At 30.0% G+C, this 17,465-nt stretch carries 16 protein-coding genes and 1 riboswitch; of the genes, 14 read left to right on the top strand and 2 right to left on the bottom strand.

Going from position 1 to position 17,465, the window contains the following annotated elements:
* Nucleotide 1 precedes the first annotated feature (1 nt).
* Nucleotides 2-673, bottom strand: a complete 672-nt coding sequence (locus ACWYN7_RS09945; RefSeq protein ID WP_462859775.1) for a TetR/AcrR family transcriptional regulator — start codon at nt 671-673, stop codon at nt 2-4.
* A 304-nt stretch (nt 674-977) separates the two neighbouring features.
* On the opposite strand from ACWYN7_RS09945, the gene ACWYN7_RS09950 reads away from it, so the two are divergent.
* The 3 genes from ACWYN7_RS09950 (at nt 978) to ACWYN7_RS09960 (ending at nt 5,042) form a co-directional block, all read left to right on the top strand.
* On the top strand, nt 978-1,430 hold the full coding sequence (locus ACWYN7_RS09950; RefSeq protein ID WP_462859776.1) for a cold-shock protein: 453 nt from the start codon (nt 978-980) through the stop codon (nt 1,428-1,430).
* Nucleotides 1,431-1,518: 88 nt separating this feature from the next.
* A complete protein-coding gene (locus ACWYN7_RS09955) occupies nt 1,519-2,334 on the top strand; it encodes an AraC family transcriptional regulator (RefSeq protein WP_462859777.1) in 816 nt (271 codons plus the stop codon).
* Between the two features lie 191 nt (nt 2,335-2,525).
* Nucleotides 2,526-5,042 (top strand): TonB-dependent receptor, encoded by a 2,517-nt coding sequence (locus tag ACWYN7_RS09960; RefSeq protein WP_462859778.1) that lies wholly within the window; start codon nt 2,526-2,528, stop codon nt 5,040-5,042.
* A gap of 92 nt (nt 5,043-5,134) precedes the next feature.
* Here the strand turns inward: ACWYN7_RS09960 and aroB are convergent, their stop codons facing one another.
* A complete protein-coding gene (gene aroB / locus ACWYN7_RS09965) occupies nt 5,135-6,193 on the bottom strand; it encodes a 3-dehydroquinate synthase (protein WP_462859779.1) in 1,059 nt (352 codons plus the stop codon).
* An 89-nt stretch (nt 6,194-6,282) separates the two neighbouring features.
* Between aroB and ACWYN7_RS09970 the strand changes: the two genes are divergently transcribed.
* The 11 genes from ACWYN7_RS09970 (at nt 6,283) to typA (ending at nt 17,412) form a co-directional block, all read left to right on the top strand.
* A complete protein-coding gene (locus ACWYN7_RS09970; RefSeq protein ID WP_462859780.1) occupies nt 6,283-7,449 on the top strand; it encodes a proline dehydrogenase family protein in 1,167 nt (388 codons plus the stop codon).
* Nucleotides 7,446-7,742 carry an LETM1 domain-containing protein gene (locus ACWYN7_RS09975; RefSeq protein WP_462859782.1) on the top strand — a complete coding sequence of 99 codons (297 nt, stop codon included), beginning with the start codon at nt 7,446-7,448 and terminating at the stop codon, nt 7,740-7,742. Before ACWYN7_RS09970 ends, ACWYN7_RS09975 begins: the two co-directional genes overlap by 4 nt.
* Nucleotides 7,743-7,791: 49 nt before the next feature.
* Nucleotides 7,792-7,887, top strand: a riboswitch (TPP riboswitch).
* A gap of 72 nt (nt 7,888-7,959) precedes the next feature.
* Nucleotides 7,960-8,160 carry a sulfur carrier protein ThiS gene (gene thiS / locus ACWYN7_RS09980; RefSeq protein WP_462859783.1) on the top strand — a complete coding sequence of 67 codons (201 nt, stop codon included), beginning with the start codon at nt 7,960-7,962 and terminating at the stop codon, nt 8,158-8,160.
* A gap of 168 nt (nt 8,161-8,328) precedes the next feature.
* Nucleotides 8,329-10,191 (top strand): phosphomethylpyrimidine synthase ThiC, encoded by a 1,863-nt coding sequence (gene thiC / locus ACWYN7_RS09985; RefSeq protein ID WP_462859784.1) that lies wholly within the window; start codon nt 8,329-8,331, stop codon nt 10,189-10,191.
* 121 nt (nt 10,192-10,312) lie between these two features.
* Nucleotides 10,313-10,912, top strand: coding sequence for a thiamine phosphate synthase (locus tag ACWYN7_RS09990; RefSeq protein ID WP_462859785.1), 600 nt, complete (start codon nt 10,313-10,315; stop codon nt 10,910-10,912).
* 199 nt (nt 10,913-11,111) lie between these two features.
* Complete coding sequence (locus ACWYN7_RS09995; RefSeq protein ID WP_462859786.1) at nt 11,112-11,873, top strand: hydroxymethylpyrimidine/phosphomethylpyrimidine kinase; 762 nt, start codon at nt 11,112-11,114, stop codon at nt 11,871-11,873.
* The gene (gene thiE / locus ACWYN7_RS10000) at nt 11,873-12,505 is read left to right on the top strand and encodes a thiamine phosphate synthase (protein ID WP_462859787.1); all 633 of its coding nucleotides are present in this window, start codon (nt 11,873-11,875) and stop codon (nt 12,503-12,505) included. The genes ACWYN7_RS09995 and thiE overlap by 1 nt, the downstream gene beginning before the upstream one ends.
* A 24-nt stretch (nt 12,506-12,529) precedes the next feature.
* The gene (locus ACWYN7_RS10005; protein ID WP_462859788.1) at nt 12,530-13,300 is read left to right on the top strand and encodes a thiazole synthase; all 771 of its coding nucleotides are present in this window, start codon (nt 12,530-12,532) and stop codon (nt 13,298-13,300) included.
* A gap of 3 nt (nt 13,301-13,303) precedes the next feature.
* Nucleotides 13,304-14,416, top strand: coding sequence for a 2-iminoacetate synthase ThiH (gene thiH / locus ACWYN7_RS10010; RefSeq protein WP_462859789.1), 1,113 nt, complete (start codon nt 13,304-13,306; stop codon nt 14,414-14,416).
* A gap of 45 nt (nt 14,417-14,461) precedes the next feature.
* Nucleotides 14,462-15,514, top strand: a complete 1,053-nt coding sequence (gene moeB, locus ACWYN7_RS10015) for a molybdopterin-synthase adenylyltransferase MoeB (RefSeq protein ID WP_462859790.1) — start codon at nt 14,462-14,464, stop codon at nt 15,512-15,514.
* A gap of 125 nt (nt 15,515-15,639) precedes the next feature.
* Nucleotides 15,640-17,412 (top strand): translational GTPase TypA, encoded by a 1,773-nt coding sequence (typA, locus tag ACWYN7_RS10020; RefSeq protein WP_462859791.1) that lies wholly within the window; start codon nt 15,640-15,642, stop codon nt 17,410-17,412.
* Nucleotides 17,413-17,465: the final 53 nt, after the last annotated feature.

Below are 17,465 nucleotides of genomic sequence, written 5' to 3' on the forward strand. Positions count from 1 at the left end.
ATTAATTTAAAGTTTGGTGTATTAGGTTCATAAAAAATTTTGTGGGTGTTTTGCCTTTCTTGGCATTGGTAATTTTAGGAAAATGTTCGTGTAAAAAATGTTGATGTAAACCACCTTCTATAATAGTGCTCGCCAAACTTAAAGGGAATTTATAATCAGGATTTACATCAGTAATCATATTTTTTAATCGTAATATTAAACGTTTGTAAACTTCAAAATAGCCTTCTTTATTGTCTTTATCTACTTTTTTAGTTAAAAAAGATTTAGAGCTTTCGTTTACAATTATTTTGTACAATATGGTTTCGTTAATATGCGAAAAATTACTGTCCTTTTCAACAGTTTTTGTAACAATATGAATAGCCTTGTCTAATTTTTCTTTTTTATCAGAAATACTAAAAGTTTCTAATACCAATTGGTATTCTAACCAAGCCCAATACCAAGAAGATAAGTAGAGTAGTAGTTTGTGTTTGCTTTCAAAATATCTGTAAATAGAACTTTCGTTAGAACCTATTTTAACACCCAACTTTTTAAAGGTAAAATTTTCGAAGCCCATTTCATTTATTAAAATAATACTGTTTTCTATAATTCTTTTGCCTAATTCTGAGGTTTCAGGATCTTTAATGTAAATTTTATTGGGTACTGATATTTTTAAAACTGATAATAAATCTTTCATAATTAAAAATTATATATGCAAATATAATAGTAATACTATTAAAATTGAGATTGATAATTTTTTTAATGTTTTTTTAACATTAGTTATTCTAGTTAATAATTTATTATCGTTTTCAATTTTGAAAACCTTTTTTTTTATAATACCTTTGTAAAACTGAGAAATTTCTTAAAATTACCTACTTAGTACTTAGCTATTTTGTCTAGAATTTTATTTTTTAAGACAATTTCTAAAGCTTATATTCTTAGAAAAATAAGATTTCTCAAATGGGTATAGGTTAAATCATATTAAAACATTTATAGAGTTAATGGCAAAATCGCAACAAACATTTAGTAAAAGTGAGAAAGAAAAGAAGCGTTTAAAAAAACGTGAAGACAAGCGTAAAAAAATGGAAGCTAGAAAAGCTGCCAAAGATGAGAATGGAACCTCAGGAATTCAATTTGCATATGTAGATCATAATGGAAATTTAACAGATACTCCACCAGATCCAGAATTAAAAGTAGAATACGAATTAGAAGATATTCAGATTTCTGTAACTAAAAAAGAAGATTTACCAGAAGAAGATCCTGTAAGAAAAGGAAAAGTAAATTTCTTTGATACTTCTAAAGGTTTTGGTTTTATTATTGATGCTGATAATGGCGAAAAATATTTTACACACGTAAGTGGTTTAATAGATCAGATTGCAGAAAATGATAAAGTTTCTTTTGAGTTAGAAAAAGGAATGCGTGGTATGAATGCTGTTAAAGTAAAGAAAATATAACCTTCTTTTTTTTAAAAATAATAAATTGGCCTTTTTTTAAAGGCTTTTTTTTATGCCTATTATTTAGTAAAAATAAATATTGTTTTTGATGAAAAATGTGATTGATACCTACAATAAAATTCCGGATTATAAAGATATTAAAATAGAAGAGTTTGATGTAAACAAACGATATACAAAACCTCATAAACATAACAAATACTTAGAAATTGTTTACTTTATAAAAGGCTCAGGTTTTCATCATTTAGATTTAAAAAGTTACAAAATAAAACCAGCAACTGCATTTATTGTAAAAAAGGATGAAGTGCATCATTGGGAAATTACCACAAAACCCAAAGGCTATGTAATTATTATAAAAGAGGCTTTTTTAGCAAAAACTTTAGACAAGTTTTTAAACAATCAATTGTTAAAGCTACAGCATAAATCTTTTATAAAAATAGATAAAGATGATCTTTCTTTAAAGGCACTTTTTAAAGCTTTAGCTTGGGAAAAAAAGCAAGAAATAATTAATAAAGAAGCTGTAGAAGGTGGTTTAAAAGCACTTTTATCTAAACTTGTAAATTATGCAGAATTAGAAAAAGTACAACATACAGACTTGCTAATTCTGTTTACAGATTTTTTAGAACGAGATTTAAAGAATGATGTTCATTTTTATGCCGAAAAATTAAATACTACACCTCAAAACTTAAATGCTATTTGTAGAAAAGAGTTTAATAAAACAGCATCAGAAATAATATCAGAACATATTATTAAAGAAGTAAAAAGAAGTTTACTGTATACCAATAAAACAATAAGTGAAATAGCTTTTAGTTTGGGTTTTAAAGATTCTTCTCATTTTACAAAGTACTTTAAAAGGCACACAAATACTACTCCCAAACAATATAAATTAGAAAATTTAGCTTCTTAGACCATTTGTTTTTCAAATAGACCATTTTGCTATTGGTTTCAAAATTACATTTGTATACTATTGTTAAGGATTTAATTAAAAAGCGAAATTTTAATGGAAACTAACAAATCAATCCATTTTAGTTGTGTCGATATTTTATCCAACATTTAACATATAAGCAAACCAAATAAAATTAACTAAAAAGCAAAACAATGAAATTTGTAAAATGTATGTTTTTATTTCTGATTTTACTCACAAGTCAGATTTTAACAGCACAAATAACTGGAAAAGTTATTGAAAATGAAGAAGATTATCCACTAGAATACGCATCAGTTGTGTTGTATAATTCTGCTACAAAAAGCCTTGTAAATGGTGTGGTTACCAATGCTGATGGAATTTTTTCTATAGATAATATAAAACCAGGAAATTATTATATAGAAGCTTCTTTTATCGGTTATCAATTACAAACCATATCAAATATTATCATCAATAAAAAAGGAGAAAAGAAAGATTTAGGATTGATTAAATTAGCTTTAGGTACTAACAATCAGTTGAATGAAGTGGTTGTAAAATTAGAAAAAAAGACAGTTTTACATAAAATTGATCGTCAAGTTTTCGATACCAAAAAGTTTCAGAATACAGTTGGTGGTAATGCTGTAGATGTTGTTAAAAATTTGCCATCTGTAACTATAGATGGTTTAGGAGAAATTAGTGTAAGAGGTAGTAAAGGGTTTACAGTTTTAATAAATGGCAAGCCAACTCAAGGTGATGCAAGTGCAATTTTAGCACAATTACCAGCAAATGCTTTAGAAACTGTAGAGTTAATTACGGCTCCGTCTGCAAAATACGATCCTGAAGGTAAAGGAGGTATTTTAAATATCATCACTAAAAAAGGGGCAATTAACGGAACTTTTGCACAAGTAAATGTAAAAGGTGGTTTTCCTTCTATAGAAGATTACGATACAAAAGTTGCTGCAAAAAGATACGGAATTGATGTTACTGTAAACAACAGAACAGATCATTTTAATGTTTCTGTTGGTGCTAGTTATCAAAGAAATGATAAAACTGGTAGAAGAGAAGGAGATATGTTTATTGTAAATGCAGCAGAAAATAAAACCACATTTTTGCCTTCTGATGGCGAGCGTAGTTTTGATGAAGTTACCTACAATGGTCGTTTTAATATTGATTATACACCCAACACATCTGATAGTTATTCCTTAGGATTTTTTGCAGGTAAACGAACAAAAGAACGTTTGGCAGACATTGTGTATTATGATAATCATTCCATTTCGCCTATTGGCGGATCTACAAGAGATTATACTTTTGCGTATTACAATCATAATTTAAGAATTCGAAAAGGTGATTTTGCTTTAGGTAGTTTTGATTATGCACATCAATTTGATAATCAATCTAAAATTTCTACTTCAATTTTATACGAATATACTTTTTTAGGTGGTCCAACAGAGAATGACAATTTAGGGCATCCAGATAATGATATCGTTTATCAAAGAGAATACAATACCAATGATAATCCTTTGTATGGAGCTCGTTTTAATTTAGATTATAAATGGAAACCTTTTTCTTTCGGAACTTTAGAAATGGGTTATCAATACAGAAATTTAGATCATGCAGGTAAATTTGTGTACGAAAGAGATGGTGTTTTAGTACCAGAATTTTCTAGTGATGTAAGCTTAAAACGAAGTATACATTCAGGTTATGCACAAGTTTCTGCATCTAAAAACAAATGGGATTATGCTGCTGGTGTTCGTGTAGAATCTATGGACAGAGAATATAAAGAAGCGTTGCAAAGCGAAACCACAGAAAATGTTTATCATTACGATTTTGTAAAACTTTTTCCTTCTGCATCTTTACAATATAAAATTGATGAAAAGACAAATATTAAAACAGCTTACAGCAAAAGAGTAGAAAGAACCACTACTTTTAAAATGAATAGTTTTGCAGAACGTGAACATTCTGAAGTTTTTGAACAAGGTGATAATACTTTATTACCAGAGTTTATAGATTTGGTTGAATTAAGTGTAAATAAAAAATTAAAAGGCGGTAATTCTGTGTATGCAACTGCTTATTTTAGACATGTAGATAATGTTATAAATCGTGTAAATACCTTAGCTTATCAGGCAAATGGACAAGTTATAGATAGTATTATCAACCGAGTTTATTCTAATGTGGGTAAAAGCAATTCGTTAGGTTTAGAATTGGGTGCAACTTTAAAACCAACTCAAAATTGGACCAACTTTATAGGCGTAAATGTGTATAATTATGATATTGATGGCGTTTTAAATTTTAGACATAGAGATGGTATAGAAAGAAATTATGATATCGATTCTAAATCAACAATTTATTCTATCAATTTAAACTCAACCTATAATTTTTGGGAAAGCGCTTCTTTGCAATTTACCTTTAATTATTTATCTGATAGAAATACAGCAATGGGTGAAGACTCTCGTTTTTACTCACCAAATTTAACGTTTCGAAAAAAGTTTATGGACGATAGATTAACAGCAACTTTACAATGGCAAAATATAGATATGGGCTTGCTAAACACAAATGAACAACGGATTACAACCTCTAGAGCCAATGAATTTTACACAACCACAAATTATGTTTATGAAGTAGATATGGTTACACTAAATCTTTCTTATACATTTAATGCGGCTAAAAATAAATCGAAATTTATTGATAGTGAATTTGGTAAGCGTGAGTTTTAAAAATTTCTTGATGAAATTAAAAAGACCTTTCAAATGTAAAATTGAAAGGTCTTTTTGTATATTCTAAATTTAAAATTTTATCATCAAAAGTTTTATTGATTATAAAACTCCATACTTTCAATAATTAATTCTTCAGGAACTTTACAGTCAATTTTATAGTCTTCAAAATCATTTAGTAAAACAAAATTTACTTGTCCGTTTACGTTTTTCTTATCGTGTTTTAATAAATCTAAGATTGATGAAAAATCTTCTTTTAATAATTTAATTTTATCATAAATAGAAACAACAACTTCTTTAACATCATTCACTTTTTCTTCTGATAAACCTAATAATTTAGAAGACATGTAGCATTCGCAAACCATACCAATTGCAATGGCTTCTCCATGTGTTAAGTTTTCTTTGTCTTCAGATTCAAGGTAAAAAGATTCAATTGCATGCCCTAAAGTATGCCCGAAATTTAAAATTTTACGTAAGTTTTTTTCTTTAGGATCTTGTAAAACAACTTCATTTTTAATTTCAACAGATCTAAAAATTAAATCGCTAATTTTTAAATCTTTATTGTCTTTAATTTCATTAAATAAGTTGATGTCATAAGTTACACCATATTTAATAATTTCTGCAGTACCTGATTTTATTTCTCTTGGTGCAACCGTTTCTAAATATACATTATCAACAATAACCATTTCCGGATTTGCAAACAAACCAATTTGGTTTTTTAAAACACCAAGATCAACACCCGTTTTTCCACCAACAGAAGCATCAACCATAGATAATAAGGTTGTTGGGATGTTTACAAAATCAATTCCACGTTTAAAACAAGAAGCCACAAAACCACCTAAATCTGTAATCACTCCACCTCCTAAAGTAATCAATAAACTTTTTCGATCTCCACCTAAATCTGTAATTGCATTCCAAACACCAATGCAAGTTTCTAAATTTTTGTTGATTTCTCCAGATTCAATTTCTATCAATTCAATCTTTTTAACTGTAACTAAATTGGGTATAAATTTCGGATAACAATGCTCTAAAGTATTCTCATCAACCAAAATAAAGATTGTAGAATAATTATTTTTTTCGATTAATTTAGAAAGTGCTGCATAGCTTTCTTCTTGAAAATGAACAGGATAAGAAACTGCTTGTATGGTTTGCATTCGTGTATTTATTAAGTATGCAAATTAAAAATAAATAATTGAATTATTTGTACTCTTCAACTATCTTTGTTTTCAGTAAAATTCAAATTATGAAACTTTTCGATAACACAGAGGTTGCTTTTGCATTAAAATCTGATTCTCAATTAGAGCGTGCGTTTTTTTTATTTAAGATGATACAAAGTCAACCCATGGTAAAAATAGGTAGTGCAGTAACCAATTTTGCTTTAAAAGCGCATTTGCCTGTAGAAGGTTTAATTCGTACTACTGTTTTCGATCATTTTTGTGGAGGGGTAACCGAAGACGATTGTTTGCCAATTATCGATAATATGTTCGATAATGGAAAAGTGCACAGTGTGTTAGATTATTCTGTAGAAGGTAAAGACGAAGAAATTAGTTTTGATGGAGCTTTGAATAAAATTCTTAGAATCATTAATTTTTGCGAAGAAAAAAAATCCATTCCTTATGCTGTATTTAAACCATCAGGTTTTGGAAGATTTGGATTGTATCAAAAAATATCAGAAGGTATCGATTTAACATCCGAAGAAAAAGAAGAATGGAAAAGAGTAGAAGATCGTTTTCATAAAGTTTGTAAAGTTGCTGTAGAAAAAGATGTGCCTTTATTAATTGATGCAGAAGAAAGCTGGATGCAAAAAGCTGCAGACGAATTAATTGAAGAATTAATGGCAACTTATAATAAAGAAAAAGCCATTGTTTTTAATACTTTACAAATGTACAGGCATGATAGAATGGATTTTCTTAAAGCGCTACATCAAAAAGCACAAGAGAAAGATTTTTACATTGGTATGAAAGTAGTTCGAGGTGCTTACATGGAAAAAGAGCGAGAAAGAGCCCAAGAAAAAGGATATCCATCACCAATTTGTAAAGACAAAAAAACTACAGATGAAAATTATGATGCTGCCATAAAATATATGATGGAGCACCCGAAAATGGCCATTTTTGCGGGTACACATAATGAAGAGAGTTCTTATTTATTAATGGATTTGGCAAAAAAATATGATATAAAAGTTAATGACAATCGTCTTTGGTTTGGACAGCTTTTTGGTATGAGCGATCATATCAGTTATAATTTGGCAAGTAAAGGTTATAATGTGGCAAAATACCTACCTTTTGGACCTGTTAGAGATGTAATGCCGTATTTAATTAGAAGGGCAGAAGAAAATACCTCTGTGGCTGGGCAAACCAGTAGAGAATTGAATTTGTTAAAAACAGAACGTAAACGAAGAAAACTAGAATGATTTCTGTTGATGAATTAAAATTATTGCTTCAAAAAAATAAGAGAAATCTTTTGCAAGAATTAAAGCAAAGTAAAGAAGCTATGCGTTTAATTCAGAAATCAACACACACACCATTAACCCCTGAAGAAAAAGAAAAAGTAAAAATTCTTTTAATCGATATTATAAAATCTATACCTGCATTAACCGTTTTTTTACTTCCTGGAGGTTCTATTTTATTGCCACTTTTAATCAAATTAATTCCAGATATTTTACCTTCTGCGTTTCAAGACAATACTTCAGAAGACAAAAAATAAAAAGTACATCATTTTAAAATATTTCAGAATATTATAATATATTTGAACTATTAAACTTTAGGAGTAGCTAGTTTTACTAGTTTGAGAAATATCCTTAGAACCTGATTTGGTTAATACCAACGTAGGAAAAAGTCATTCTTAAATGCATGCTTATACATTTTTTGTGTATATAAATGTATCTATTTTCTTCTAGAGTTTACTTTAAAAATCAAGTACGATGACAATAAAAGTAAACAACAAAAGGCAAGAAATTTCCAACAAAACAACTTTACAAAAGCTGGTTGATGATTTAAAAATCACTACCAATGGCATTGCTATTGCCATAAATAATGCTGTTGTTAAAAAAACAGATTGGAGTTCTAAAATTCTTCAACAAGAAGATGTTGTTTTAATTATTAAATCCACTCAAGGTGGATAAATCTACTGATAATTAAATGTTTAAATAGGTCAGTCCGAATGATTTTAAGATACAAAAAATTGTATCGAGAACTTTTTGAAATCGTAAAATTTACGAAAGTTGACCAAGTTTTATAATACTGCACAATAGTTTTAATATTAAACAAAACAACATCTTTTAAAATATAATATGAAGAAAAAAGACACAGCACCTAAAAAAGGTCAAGTAACAAGAAACCCTTTTCCAAATTCGAAAAAGATTTATGTTCAAGGAAAAATCCATCCACAAATTAACGTAGCAATGCGTGAAATTTCTTTGAGTGATACAATTGATTCCATGACGAAAAAGAAAACGCCAAATGAACCTGTTACTGTTTACGATACTTCTGGGCCTTACACAGACCCAACTAAAGAAATCAATGTTCATAATGGAATAGAAAGAATTAGAGAACAATGGATTTTAGACAGAAATGATGTAGAAGAATTAGACACTTTTACTTCTAAATATTGTAACGAACGTTTAAATGATAAAAGTTTAGACCACATGCGTTTCGATTTAAAACATAAGCCAAAACGTGCAAAAAAAGGAAAAAACGTTACCCAATTACACTATGCTAAAAAAGGAATCATAACCCCAGAAATGGAATACATCGCAATTCGTGAAAATCAACGAATTGATGAAATGACTGAAATAAGAAAACAACACAAAGGAGAACATTTTGGAGCTTCAATTCCAGAAAAAATAACTCCAGAATTTGTAAGAAATGAAGTTGCCAGAGGTCGTGCAGTAATTCCATCAAACATCAATCATCCAGAAGCAGAGCCTATGATTTTAGGGAGAAATTTCTTGGTAAAAATTAATGCAAATATTGGTAATTCTGCCACAACTTCATCCATAGAAGAAGAAGTAGAAAAAGCAGTTTGGGCTTGCAGATGGGGTGCAGATAATATTATGGACTTATCTACAGGTCAAAATATTCATGAAACTCGTGAGTGGATAATCCGTAATTCTCCAGTTCCTGTGGGTACAGTTCCTATTTATCAAGCTTTAGAAAAAGTAAACGGAGTTGCAGAAGATTTAACTTGGGAAATTTTTAAAGACACTTTAATAGAACAAGCAGAACAAGGTGTAGATTATTTTACCATTCACGCAGGTGTTTTGTTACGTTATGTGCCAATGACTGCAAAACGTGTAACAGGTATTGTATCAAGAGGTGGTTCTATTATGGCAAAATGGTGTTTGGCACATCATAAAGAAAGTTTTTTGTACACCCATTTCGAAGAAATTTGCGAAATATTAAAACAATATGATGTTGCTTTTTCTTTAGGTGATGGTTTACGACCAGGTTCTGTTGCTGATGCCAATGACGAAGCTCAGTTTGCAGAATTAGAAACTTTGGGAGAATTAACACAAATTGCTCGTAAACATGAAGTTCAGTGTTTTATAGAAGGTCCAGGACACGTTCCAATGCACATGATTAAAGAAAATATGGAAAAGCAAATTGAGGTTTGTGACGAAGCTCCTTTTTACACTTTAGGCCCTTTAACAACTGATATTGCTCCAGGTTACGATCATATTACATCTGGAATTGGAGCTGCTATGATTGGTTGGTATGGCTGTGCAATGTTGTGTTATGTTACACCAAAAGAACATTTAGGTTTGCCTAATAAAGAAGATGTTCGTGTAGGAGTGGTTACTTATAAACTAGCAGCGCACGCCGCAGATTTGGCAAAAGGGCATCCAGGAGCTCAGCACAGAGACAATGCACTAAGTATGGCGCGTTTTGAGTTTCGTTGGGAAGATCAATTCAATTTAGGATTAGATCCAGAGCGTGCTCGCGAATATCATGATGAAACGTTACCAGCTGCTGGTGCAAAAATTGCACATTTTTGTTCTATGTGCGGACCAAAATTTTGTTCTATGAAAATATCGCAAGAGGTGCGTGATTTTGCAGCTGAAAATGAAATTGATGAGAACAACGAGGTTTTTCAAAAAGGAATGGAAGAAAAATCGAAAGAATTTAAAGAAAAAGGATCAGAAGTGTATTTGTAAAATTTTTAGGAAGTTCCCACGCTTTTGAAAAAAAAGCGTGGTCGGGCTTTACGTTATATCTTTTTTGTAGAAAAAACAAAAAAGGATGCCACTTCAATCCCTAACTCAAAACAAAACAGTTATGATAATTCTAATTGCTCCAGAAAAAGACATTCCAAATGAAATTGAAATAGTACATCAATTATTTAAAGAAGGTTTACAGTGCTATCATTTTAGAAAACCAGATAAATATTTCGAACAACATTGTGCGTATTTACATCAAATAGACAAACAATATCACAATAGAATTGTAGTACATTTTTATCATGAATTAATTAATGAATTCAATTTAAAAGGCATTCATTTTCAAGAGCAAAAAAGGAGAGATTGTTTAGAAAAAGGTATTGGATATTTTAATGGTTTAAAAATGAATGGTAAAACAATGAGCAGTTCTTTTCACGAACCAGAAGATGTAGAAGCTTGTAATTTAGTATTCGATTATCATATATTGAGTCCTGTTTTTTCATCAATTTCAAAAGTGGGTTATCAAGGTAGAGGTTTTGATGTCAATCATATCAATAAAACAATTATAGGAATGGGAGGAGTAAATGCCGAAATTATTCCACAAGTTTTAGCATTAGGTTATAAAGGAATAGGCGTTTTAGGTGGTGTTTGGAATGCAGAAAATCCAGTAGAAAGTTTTAAAACTATTAAAAGTCAGTTTGATTTGTTGATTAGATAAAATAATATTTAAGTCCTCACAGGTTTTTAAAACCTGTGAGGTCTAAATCAAAAAAAAAATTGCGTTAAGAATTGAGTATTTGGACTTCGCTCAATACAGGTTAATTGTTTGAGCTCTTTTTGTGAATTTTTATTTCACAAAAAAGCGAGTAACGAAAGCCTGACCTGCAAAGGAACGCCATAATTATAGAAAAAAGATATTGAAAAAAAATAATTACATACTAACGATAGCTGGTTTAGACCCATCAAGTGGAGCAGGAATCACTTCAGATATAAAAACATTTGAAGCACATAATGTATACGGATTGTCTGTTTGTACAGCAGTTACCGTTCAAAATGACATTGAATTTAAAAACTGCATTTGGATAGAAAAACAAGTGATTTTAAATCAAATTGAATTGCTTTTTCAGCGGTTTTCGATTGATGTAGTAAAAATAGGAATCATTAAATCATGGGAAGTTTTGTTAGAAGTTGTTTTGCTGTTAAAGAAGTTTAATCCTGAAATAAAAATTGTGTTAGATCCTGTTTTAAAAGCAAGTGCAGGTTTTAATTTTCATACAAAACAAAACGTAAACATTTTAGAAAAAGTATTAACGGAATGCTATTTTATCACTCCAAATTACGATGAAATAAAAGAGTTGTTTCCTGATAAAACGATTGAAGAAACCATCGATTTTATATCAGAAAGAACAAATATTTATCTAAAAGGAGGACACAGAGCAGATAAAAAAGGCTTGGATGAGGTGTATTTCAGTAAAATTGTAAAACTGAATATTCCACCAATAACCACGGATTCTAAATTCGAAAAACATGGAAGTGGTTGTGTTTTATCATCAGCTTTGGCTGCAAATTTATCAAAAGAAATTGCGTTAGAAGATGCTTGTAAAAACGCAAAATTATATACAGAACAGTTTTTAAGATCAAACAAAACCTTATTAGGAACGCATAATTATCAGAATTAATGATTTGTAAATTACAATACATAACACAAGGCAAAACACCAGAAGAACATTTAGAAAATTTACAAAAAGCCTGTGTTGCTAGTGCAGATTGGGTGCAATTACGATTAAAAAATATGGATGTTAATGTTATTTTAGAAACTGCCAAAAAAGCGAGAGAAATAACATCAAAATATCAAACAAAATTAATTATAAACGATCATTATAAAATTGCGAAAGCTGTAAATGCAGACGGAGTTCATTTGGGTAAAAATGATGAATGTCCGTTAATAGCTCGTCAGTTTTTAGGAAGCCTTTTTATAATTGGCGGAACAGCAAATACAATAGAAGATTGTAAAATTTTATTAGATAAAAAAGTAGATTATATTGGTTTAGGGCCTTATCAATTTACCAAAACAAAAAAGAATTTAAGTCCGGTTTTAGGTGTTTTAGGCTATCAAAATATATTAGAAAAACTAGAAACTGAAACACCCATAATTGCTATTGGAGGCATTGAACTAAAAGATGTTTCAGAAATTATAAATACAGGTATTTATGGAGTTGCTGTTTCTGGAGCAATTACAAAAGATACCCATACAATTTCAAAATTTCATCAAAATATAAATAATCAAAAAAAGCAAAAAGAAGTTTGCTAGATGATTGATAAAAAAAATAAAAATATGAATCAAAAATTAAAAATAGCCGATAAAGAATTTACATCTCGTTTGTTTACAGGAACAGGAAAATTTAGCTCTTCTAAATTAATGAGAGCATCTTTATTGGCATCCGAAAGTGAGTTGATTACTGTAGCTTTAAAAAGAGTAGATGTAACGAATGATGAAGATGATATTTTAACACATTTAAATCATAAACACATCAATTTATTGCCAAATACTTCTGGAGTTAGAACTGCAAAAGAAGCGGTTTTTGCAGCAGAATTATCAAGAGAAGCTTTACAAACCAATTGGGTAAAATTAGAAATTCATCCAGATCCAAGATATTTATTACCAGATCCAATAGAAACTTTAAAAGCTGCAGAACAATTAGTAAAGTTAGGTTTTGTGGTGATGCCTTATATTCATGCAGATCCTGTTTTATGCAAACGTTTAGAAGAAGTAGGTGTGCAATGTGTAATGCCTTTAGGTGCACCAATTGGGAGTAATAAAGGTTTAAAAACACAAGATTTTTTAGAGATTATTATAGAACAATCTAATGTGCCAGTTATTGTAGATGCTGGTATTGGATCTCCTTCTCATGCTGCTCATGCAATGGAATTAGGTGCAGATGCAGTTTTGGTAAATACTGCAATTGCGGTTTCTCAACATCCGATTTCCATGGCAAAAGCATTTAAAATGGCTGTTGAATCTGGTAGAATGGCTTTTGGAGCAAAGTTAGCTCCCATAAAAAATCAAGCAGAAGCCAGTAGTCCATTAACAAGTTTTTTAAATTAAAAAATGAGTCATTTTAAAACACTTTTTGATACTTATAATTGGGACTTTACACTAAAAAGTATTTTCGATAAAACTACTGTTGATGTAAAACAAGCTTTAGCAAAAAAGAAACGAGATTTAGAAGATTTTAAAGCATTAATTTCTCCTGCAGCCAAACCTTTTTTAGAGCAAATGGCTTATAAAAGTCAGGTTTTAACCAAAAAAAGATTCGGAAATACCATACAAATGTATGCACCAATGTATTTGAGTAATGAATGTCAGAATATTTGCACCTATTGTGGTTTTAGTTTGACAAATAAAATTCCGAGAAGAACCTTAACAGATGCAGAAATTTTAAAGGAAGTTGCATTTCTAAAGCACAAAGGTTATGATCATATTTTATTAGTTACTGGAGAAGCCAATCAAAAAGTGGGTGTAGATTATATTAATAATGCAATTAAATTAATTCGTTCTAATTTTTCTAATATCACTATAGAGGTTCAGCCTTTAAATCAAGATGAATATGAACTTTTAATACAAAATGGTTTGTATGCGGTTTTGGTGTATCAAGAAACCTATCATAGAGATGAGTATAAAAAACACCATCCAAAAGGAAAAAAATCGAATTTCGATTATCGTTTAGACACTCCAGATCGTTTAGGAAAAGCTGGAGTTCATAAAATTGGTTTAGGCGCTTTATTTGGATTGGAAGATTGGAGAGCAGATAGTTTTTTTACAGCTTTGCATTTACAATATTTGCAAAAAACGTATTGGAAAACCAAGTATTCGATTTCTTTTCCTAGATTACGTCCACATTCTGGAGGATTAGATCCAAAAGTAGAAATGACAGATGCAGATTTGGTACAATTAATTTGTGCTTTTCGTTTGTTAGATGAAGATGTGGAATTATCAATGTCTACCAGAGAAAGCGAAATTTTTAGAAATAATATTGTTAATTTGGGCATTACATCCATCAGTGCAGAATCTAAAACAAATCCTGGTGGTTATGCTGTAGAACCACAATCTTTAGAGCAATTCGAAATTTCGGATGAAAGAAGTACAGAAAAAGTAGTAGAAATGTTAAAAAGTAGAGGTTTAGAAGTGGTTTGGAAAGATTGGGAACATTTTAGTTATTAATTACTGATTTCAAATTATAAATTACGAGTTTTAATCAAAATAGAAATGCTAACATCCGAAGAAAAAAAGCAATACAATCGTCATCTTATTTTAGATAAAATAGGAGAGAAAGGACAATTAAAACTTAAAAAAGCCAAAGTTTTGGTGATTGGAGCTGGTGGTTTAGGTTGCCCTGTTTTACAATATTTAACTGCTGCAGGAGTAGGTACAATCGGAATTATAGATGATGATGTTGTGGATCAAAGTAATTTACAACGTCAAATTTTATATTCTATTGATGATATTGGATTTTCTAAAGCAGTAACAGTTTCAAAAAGATTATCAAAATTAAATCCTTTTGTAAAATTCGATGTATATCAAGAAAAGTTAACAAGAGAAAATGCAATTCCTTTATTTGAAAAATATGATATTATTGTAGATGGAAGCGATAATTTTTCTACTCGATATTTAACTAATGATGCATCAATTATCACTAATAAACCTTTGGTTTATGGAGCAATTTTTAAGTTCGAAGGTCAAGTGAGTGTATTTAATTATAAAGAAAGTGCAAGTTATAGATGTTTGTATCCAACTCCGCCAAAACCAAATGAATCTCCAAATTGCTCAGAAATAGGAGTTTTAGGAGTTTTACCAGGAATTATAGGTAGTTTTCAGGCAAACGAAGTCATTAAAATGATTTGCGAAATAGGAGAGGTGTTAACCAACAAAGTGCTTATATATGACACCTTAACAATGCGTCAGTTAACATTGAAATTTGAGAAGTCAGAAAATGCCAACATCACTAAATTAGAAAAAGATTATGATTTTTTCTGTGGATTAATATCAATAGAAAATGAAATTACTTTAAATGAGGTTGAAAATAATTTAGAAAACTACAATTTATTAGATGTTCGTGAAGAATATGAACATGAAGACTATAATATTGGAGGTAAAAATATTCCATTAAGCGAATTGGATGATAGATTAGATGAGCTTGATACTCAAAAACCAATTGTTGTGTATTGTGCATCTGGAATTAGAAGTAAAAAAGCGATAAACTTGCTAGAAAAATCAACTAAAAAACTCCAATTGTTAAACCTAAAAAACGGTTGTTTTTAGATGATAATCAAAAAAATAATGCTAAGTTTTAAGAAGTTAAATGTTAACAACCTAAAAATAATATGCAGAATAGTAATAAATTACATTTAATCAACTACTTTTGCACGAAATTTAAGAAATAATAAATGCAATCCATAAGAAACATCGCAATTATTGCACACGTTGATCACGGAAAAACAACGTTAGTAGATAAAATTATAGATCAAGCAAAAATTTTAGACGACAGAAAAGAGCGTACAGATTTATTACTAGATAATAACGATTTAGAAAGAGAAAGAGGAATTACCATTCTTTCTAAAAACGTTTCTGTTAACTACAAAAACACTAAAATTAACGTAATTGATACACCTGGTCACGCCGATTTTGGAGGAGAAGTAGAACGTGTATTAAAAATGGCAGATGGTGTTTTGTTATTAGTTGATGCTTTCGAAGGCCCTATGCCACAAACTCGTTTTGTATTAGGTAAAGCTTTAGAATTAGGATTAACACCAATTGTGGTTGTAAATAAAGTTGATAAAGAAAACTGTACACCAGATTTAGTACATGAAAAAGTTTTTGATTTAATGTTTGCTTTAGAGGCAACAGAAGAGCAATTAGACTTTACTACAATTTACGGTTCTGCAAAGAATAATTGGATGTCTACAGATTGGAAAAACGAAACTACAGATATTGTACCTTTATTAGATGCAGTATTAGAATCGATTCCTGAAACAAAATATAACGAGGGTACACCTCAAATGCAAATTACTTCATTAGATTTTTCTGCTTTTACAGGTAGAATTGCTATTGGACGTATTTTTAGAGGCGATTTAGAAGCTGGTAAAGATTACATGTTATGTAAAGCTGATGGTTCTACTAAAAAAGTAAGAATTAAAGAATTACACGTTTTTGAAGGAATGGGTAAAGTACAAGTAGATAAAGTTCCTTGTGGAGATATTTGTGCAATTACTGGTGTAGAAGATTTTGAAATTGGTGATACAATTGCAGATTTAGAAAACCCAGAACCATTACCAAGAACAGAAATAGACAAGCCAACAATGAGTATGTTGTTTACCATTAACAACTCGCCATTTTTTGGTAAAGAAGGTAAGTTTGTAACATCTCGTCATTTACGTGACAGATTGTTCAAAGAAATGGAAAAAAACCTTGCATTAAGAGTAGATACTACTGATTCTGAAGATAAATTTAACGTTTTCGGACGTGGAGTTTTACACTTATCAGTATTAATCGAAACAATGCGTAGAGAAGGTTATGAATTACAAGTAGGTAGACCACAAGTAATTTTAAAAGAGATAGATGGTGTAAAATCTGAACCTTACGAAACTTTATCTATAGATGTACCAGAAGATGTTGCTTCTAAGGCAATTAATTTGGTTTCTTTAAGAAAAGGAGATTTATTAGTAATGGAGCCAAAAGGAGATTTACAACACTTAGAATTTACAATTCCTTCTAGGGGTTTAATTGGTTTACGTAACAAAATCTTAACAGCAACTGCTGGTCAAGCAATTATTAATCACCGTTTTTCTGAATATGGACCTTATAAAGGCGATTTTTCTGAAGAAATTAAAGGTGCAATTGTATCGTCTGCAGCAGGTAAAGCAACAGCTTATGCAATTGATAGATTACAAGATAGAGGTCGTTTCTTTATAGATCCTAACGATGAGATTTATGTTGGTCAGGTTGTGGGTGAAAACTCCAAGGCAGACGATATGGGTGTAAACTTAATTAAAGGTAAAAAATTAACTAACGTTCGTTCTTCTGGTACAGATGATAGTGTTAAGATTGCTCCAAAAATCGATTTTTCTTTAGAAGAATGTATGGAGTATATTAAAGCTGATGAGTATTTAGAAGTTACTCCTGTTAGTTTACGTATGCGTAAAATTAATTTTAGACCATAACACAAGTTCTAAACAATTCTATTTTAATAGAATTAGATGATAAAAAAAGCTCA

This window comes from Polaribacter sp. M10 (assembly GCF_054968445.1).

Bases quoted from the DNA above. Each gene is read 5' to 3' on its own strand.
- ACWYN7_RS09945 (WP_462859775.1), bottom strand. From the start codon at position 673: ATGAAAGATTTATTATCAGTTTTAAAAATATCAGTACCCAATAAAATT.
- ACWYN7_RS09950 (WP_462859776.1), top strand. From the start codon at position 978: ATGGCAAAATCGCAACAAACATTTAGTAAAAGTGAGAAAGAAAAGAAG.
- ACWYN7_RS09955 (WP_462859777.1), top strand. From the start codon at position 1,519: ATGAAAAATGTGATTGATACCTACAATAAAATTCCGGATTATAAAGAT.
- ACWYN7_RS09960 (WP_462859778.1), top strand. From the start codon at position 2,526: ATGAAATTTGTAAAATGTATGTTTTTATTTCTGATTTTACTCACAAGT.
- aroB (WP_462859779.1), bottom strand. From the start codon at position 6,193: ATGCAAACCATACAAGCAGTTTCTTATCCTGTTCATTTTCAAGAAGAA.
- ACWYN7_RS09970 (WP_462859780.1), top strand. From the start codon at position 6,283: ATGAAACTTTTCGATAACACAGAGGTTGCTTTTGCATTAAAATCTGAT.
- ACWYN7_RS09975 (WP_462859782.1), top strand. From the start codon at position 7,446: ATGATTTCTGTTGATGAATTAAAATTATTGCTTCAAAAAAATAAGAGA.
- thiS (WP_462859783.1), top strand. From the start codon at position 7,960: ATGACAATAAAAGTAAACAACAAAAGGCAAGAAATTTCCAACAAAACA.
- thiC (WP_462859784.1), top strand. From the start codon at position 8,329: ATGAAGAAAAAAGACACAGCACCTAAAAAAGGTCAAGTAACAAGAAAC.
- ACWYN7_RS09990 (WP_462859785.1), top strand. From the start codon at position 10,313: ATGATAATTCTAATTGCTCCAGAAAAAGACATTCCAAATGAAATTGAA.
- thiE (WP_462859787.1), top strand. From the start codon at position 11,873: ATGATTTGTAAATTACAATACATAACACAAGGCAAAACACCAGAAGAA.
- ACWYN7_RS10005 (WP_462859788.1), top strand. From the start codon at position 12,530: ATGAATCAAAAATTAAAAATAGCCGATAAAGAATTTACATCTCGTTTG.
- thiH (WP_462859789.1), top strand. From the start codon at position 13,304: ATGAGTCATTTTAAAACACTTTTTGATACTTATAATTGGGACTTTACA.
- moeB (WP_462859790.1), top strand. From the start codon at position 14,462: ATGCTAACATCCGAAGAAAAAAAGCAATACAATCGTCATCTTATTTTA.
- typA (WP_462859791.1), top strand. From the start codon at position 15,640: ATGCAATCCATAAGAAACATCGCAATTATTGCACACGTTGATCACGGA.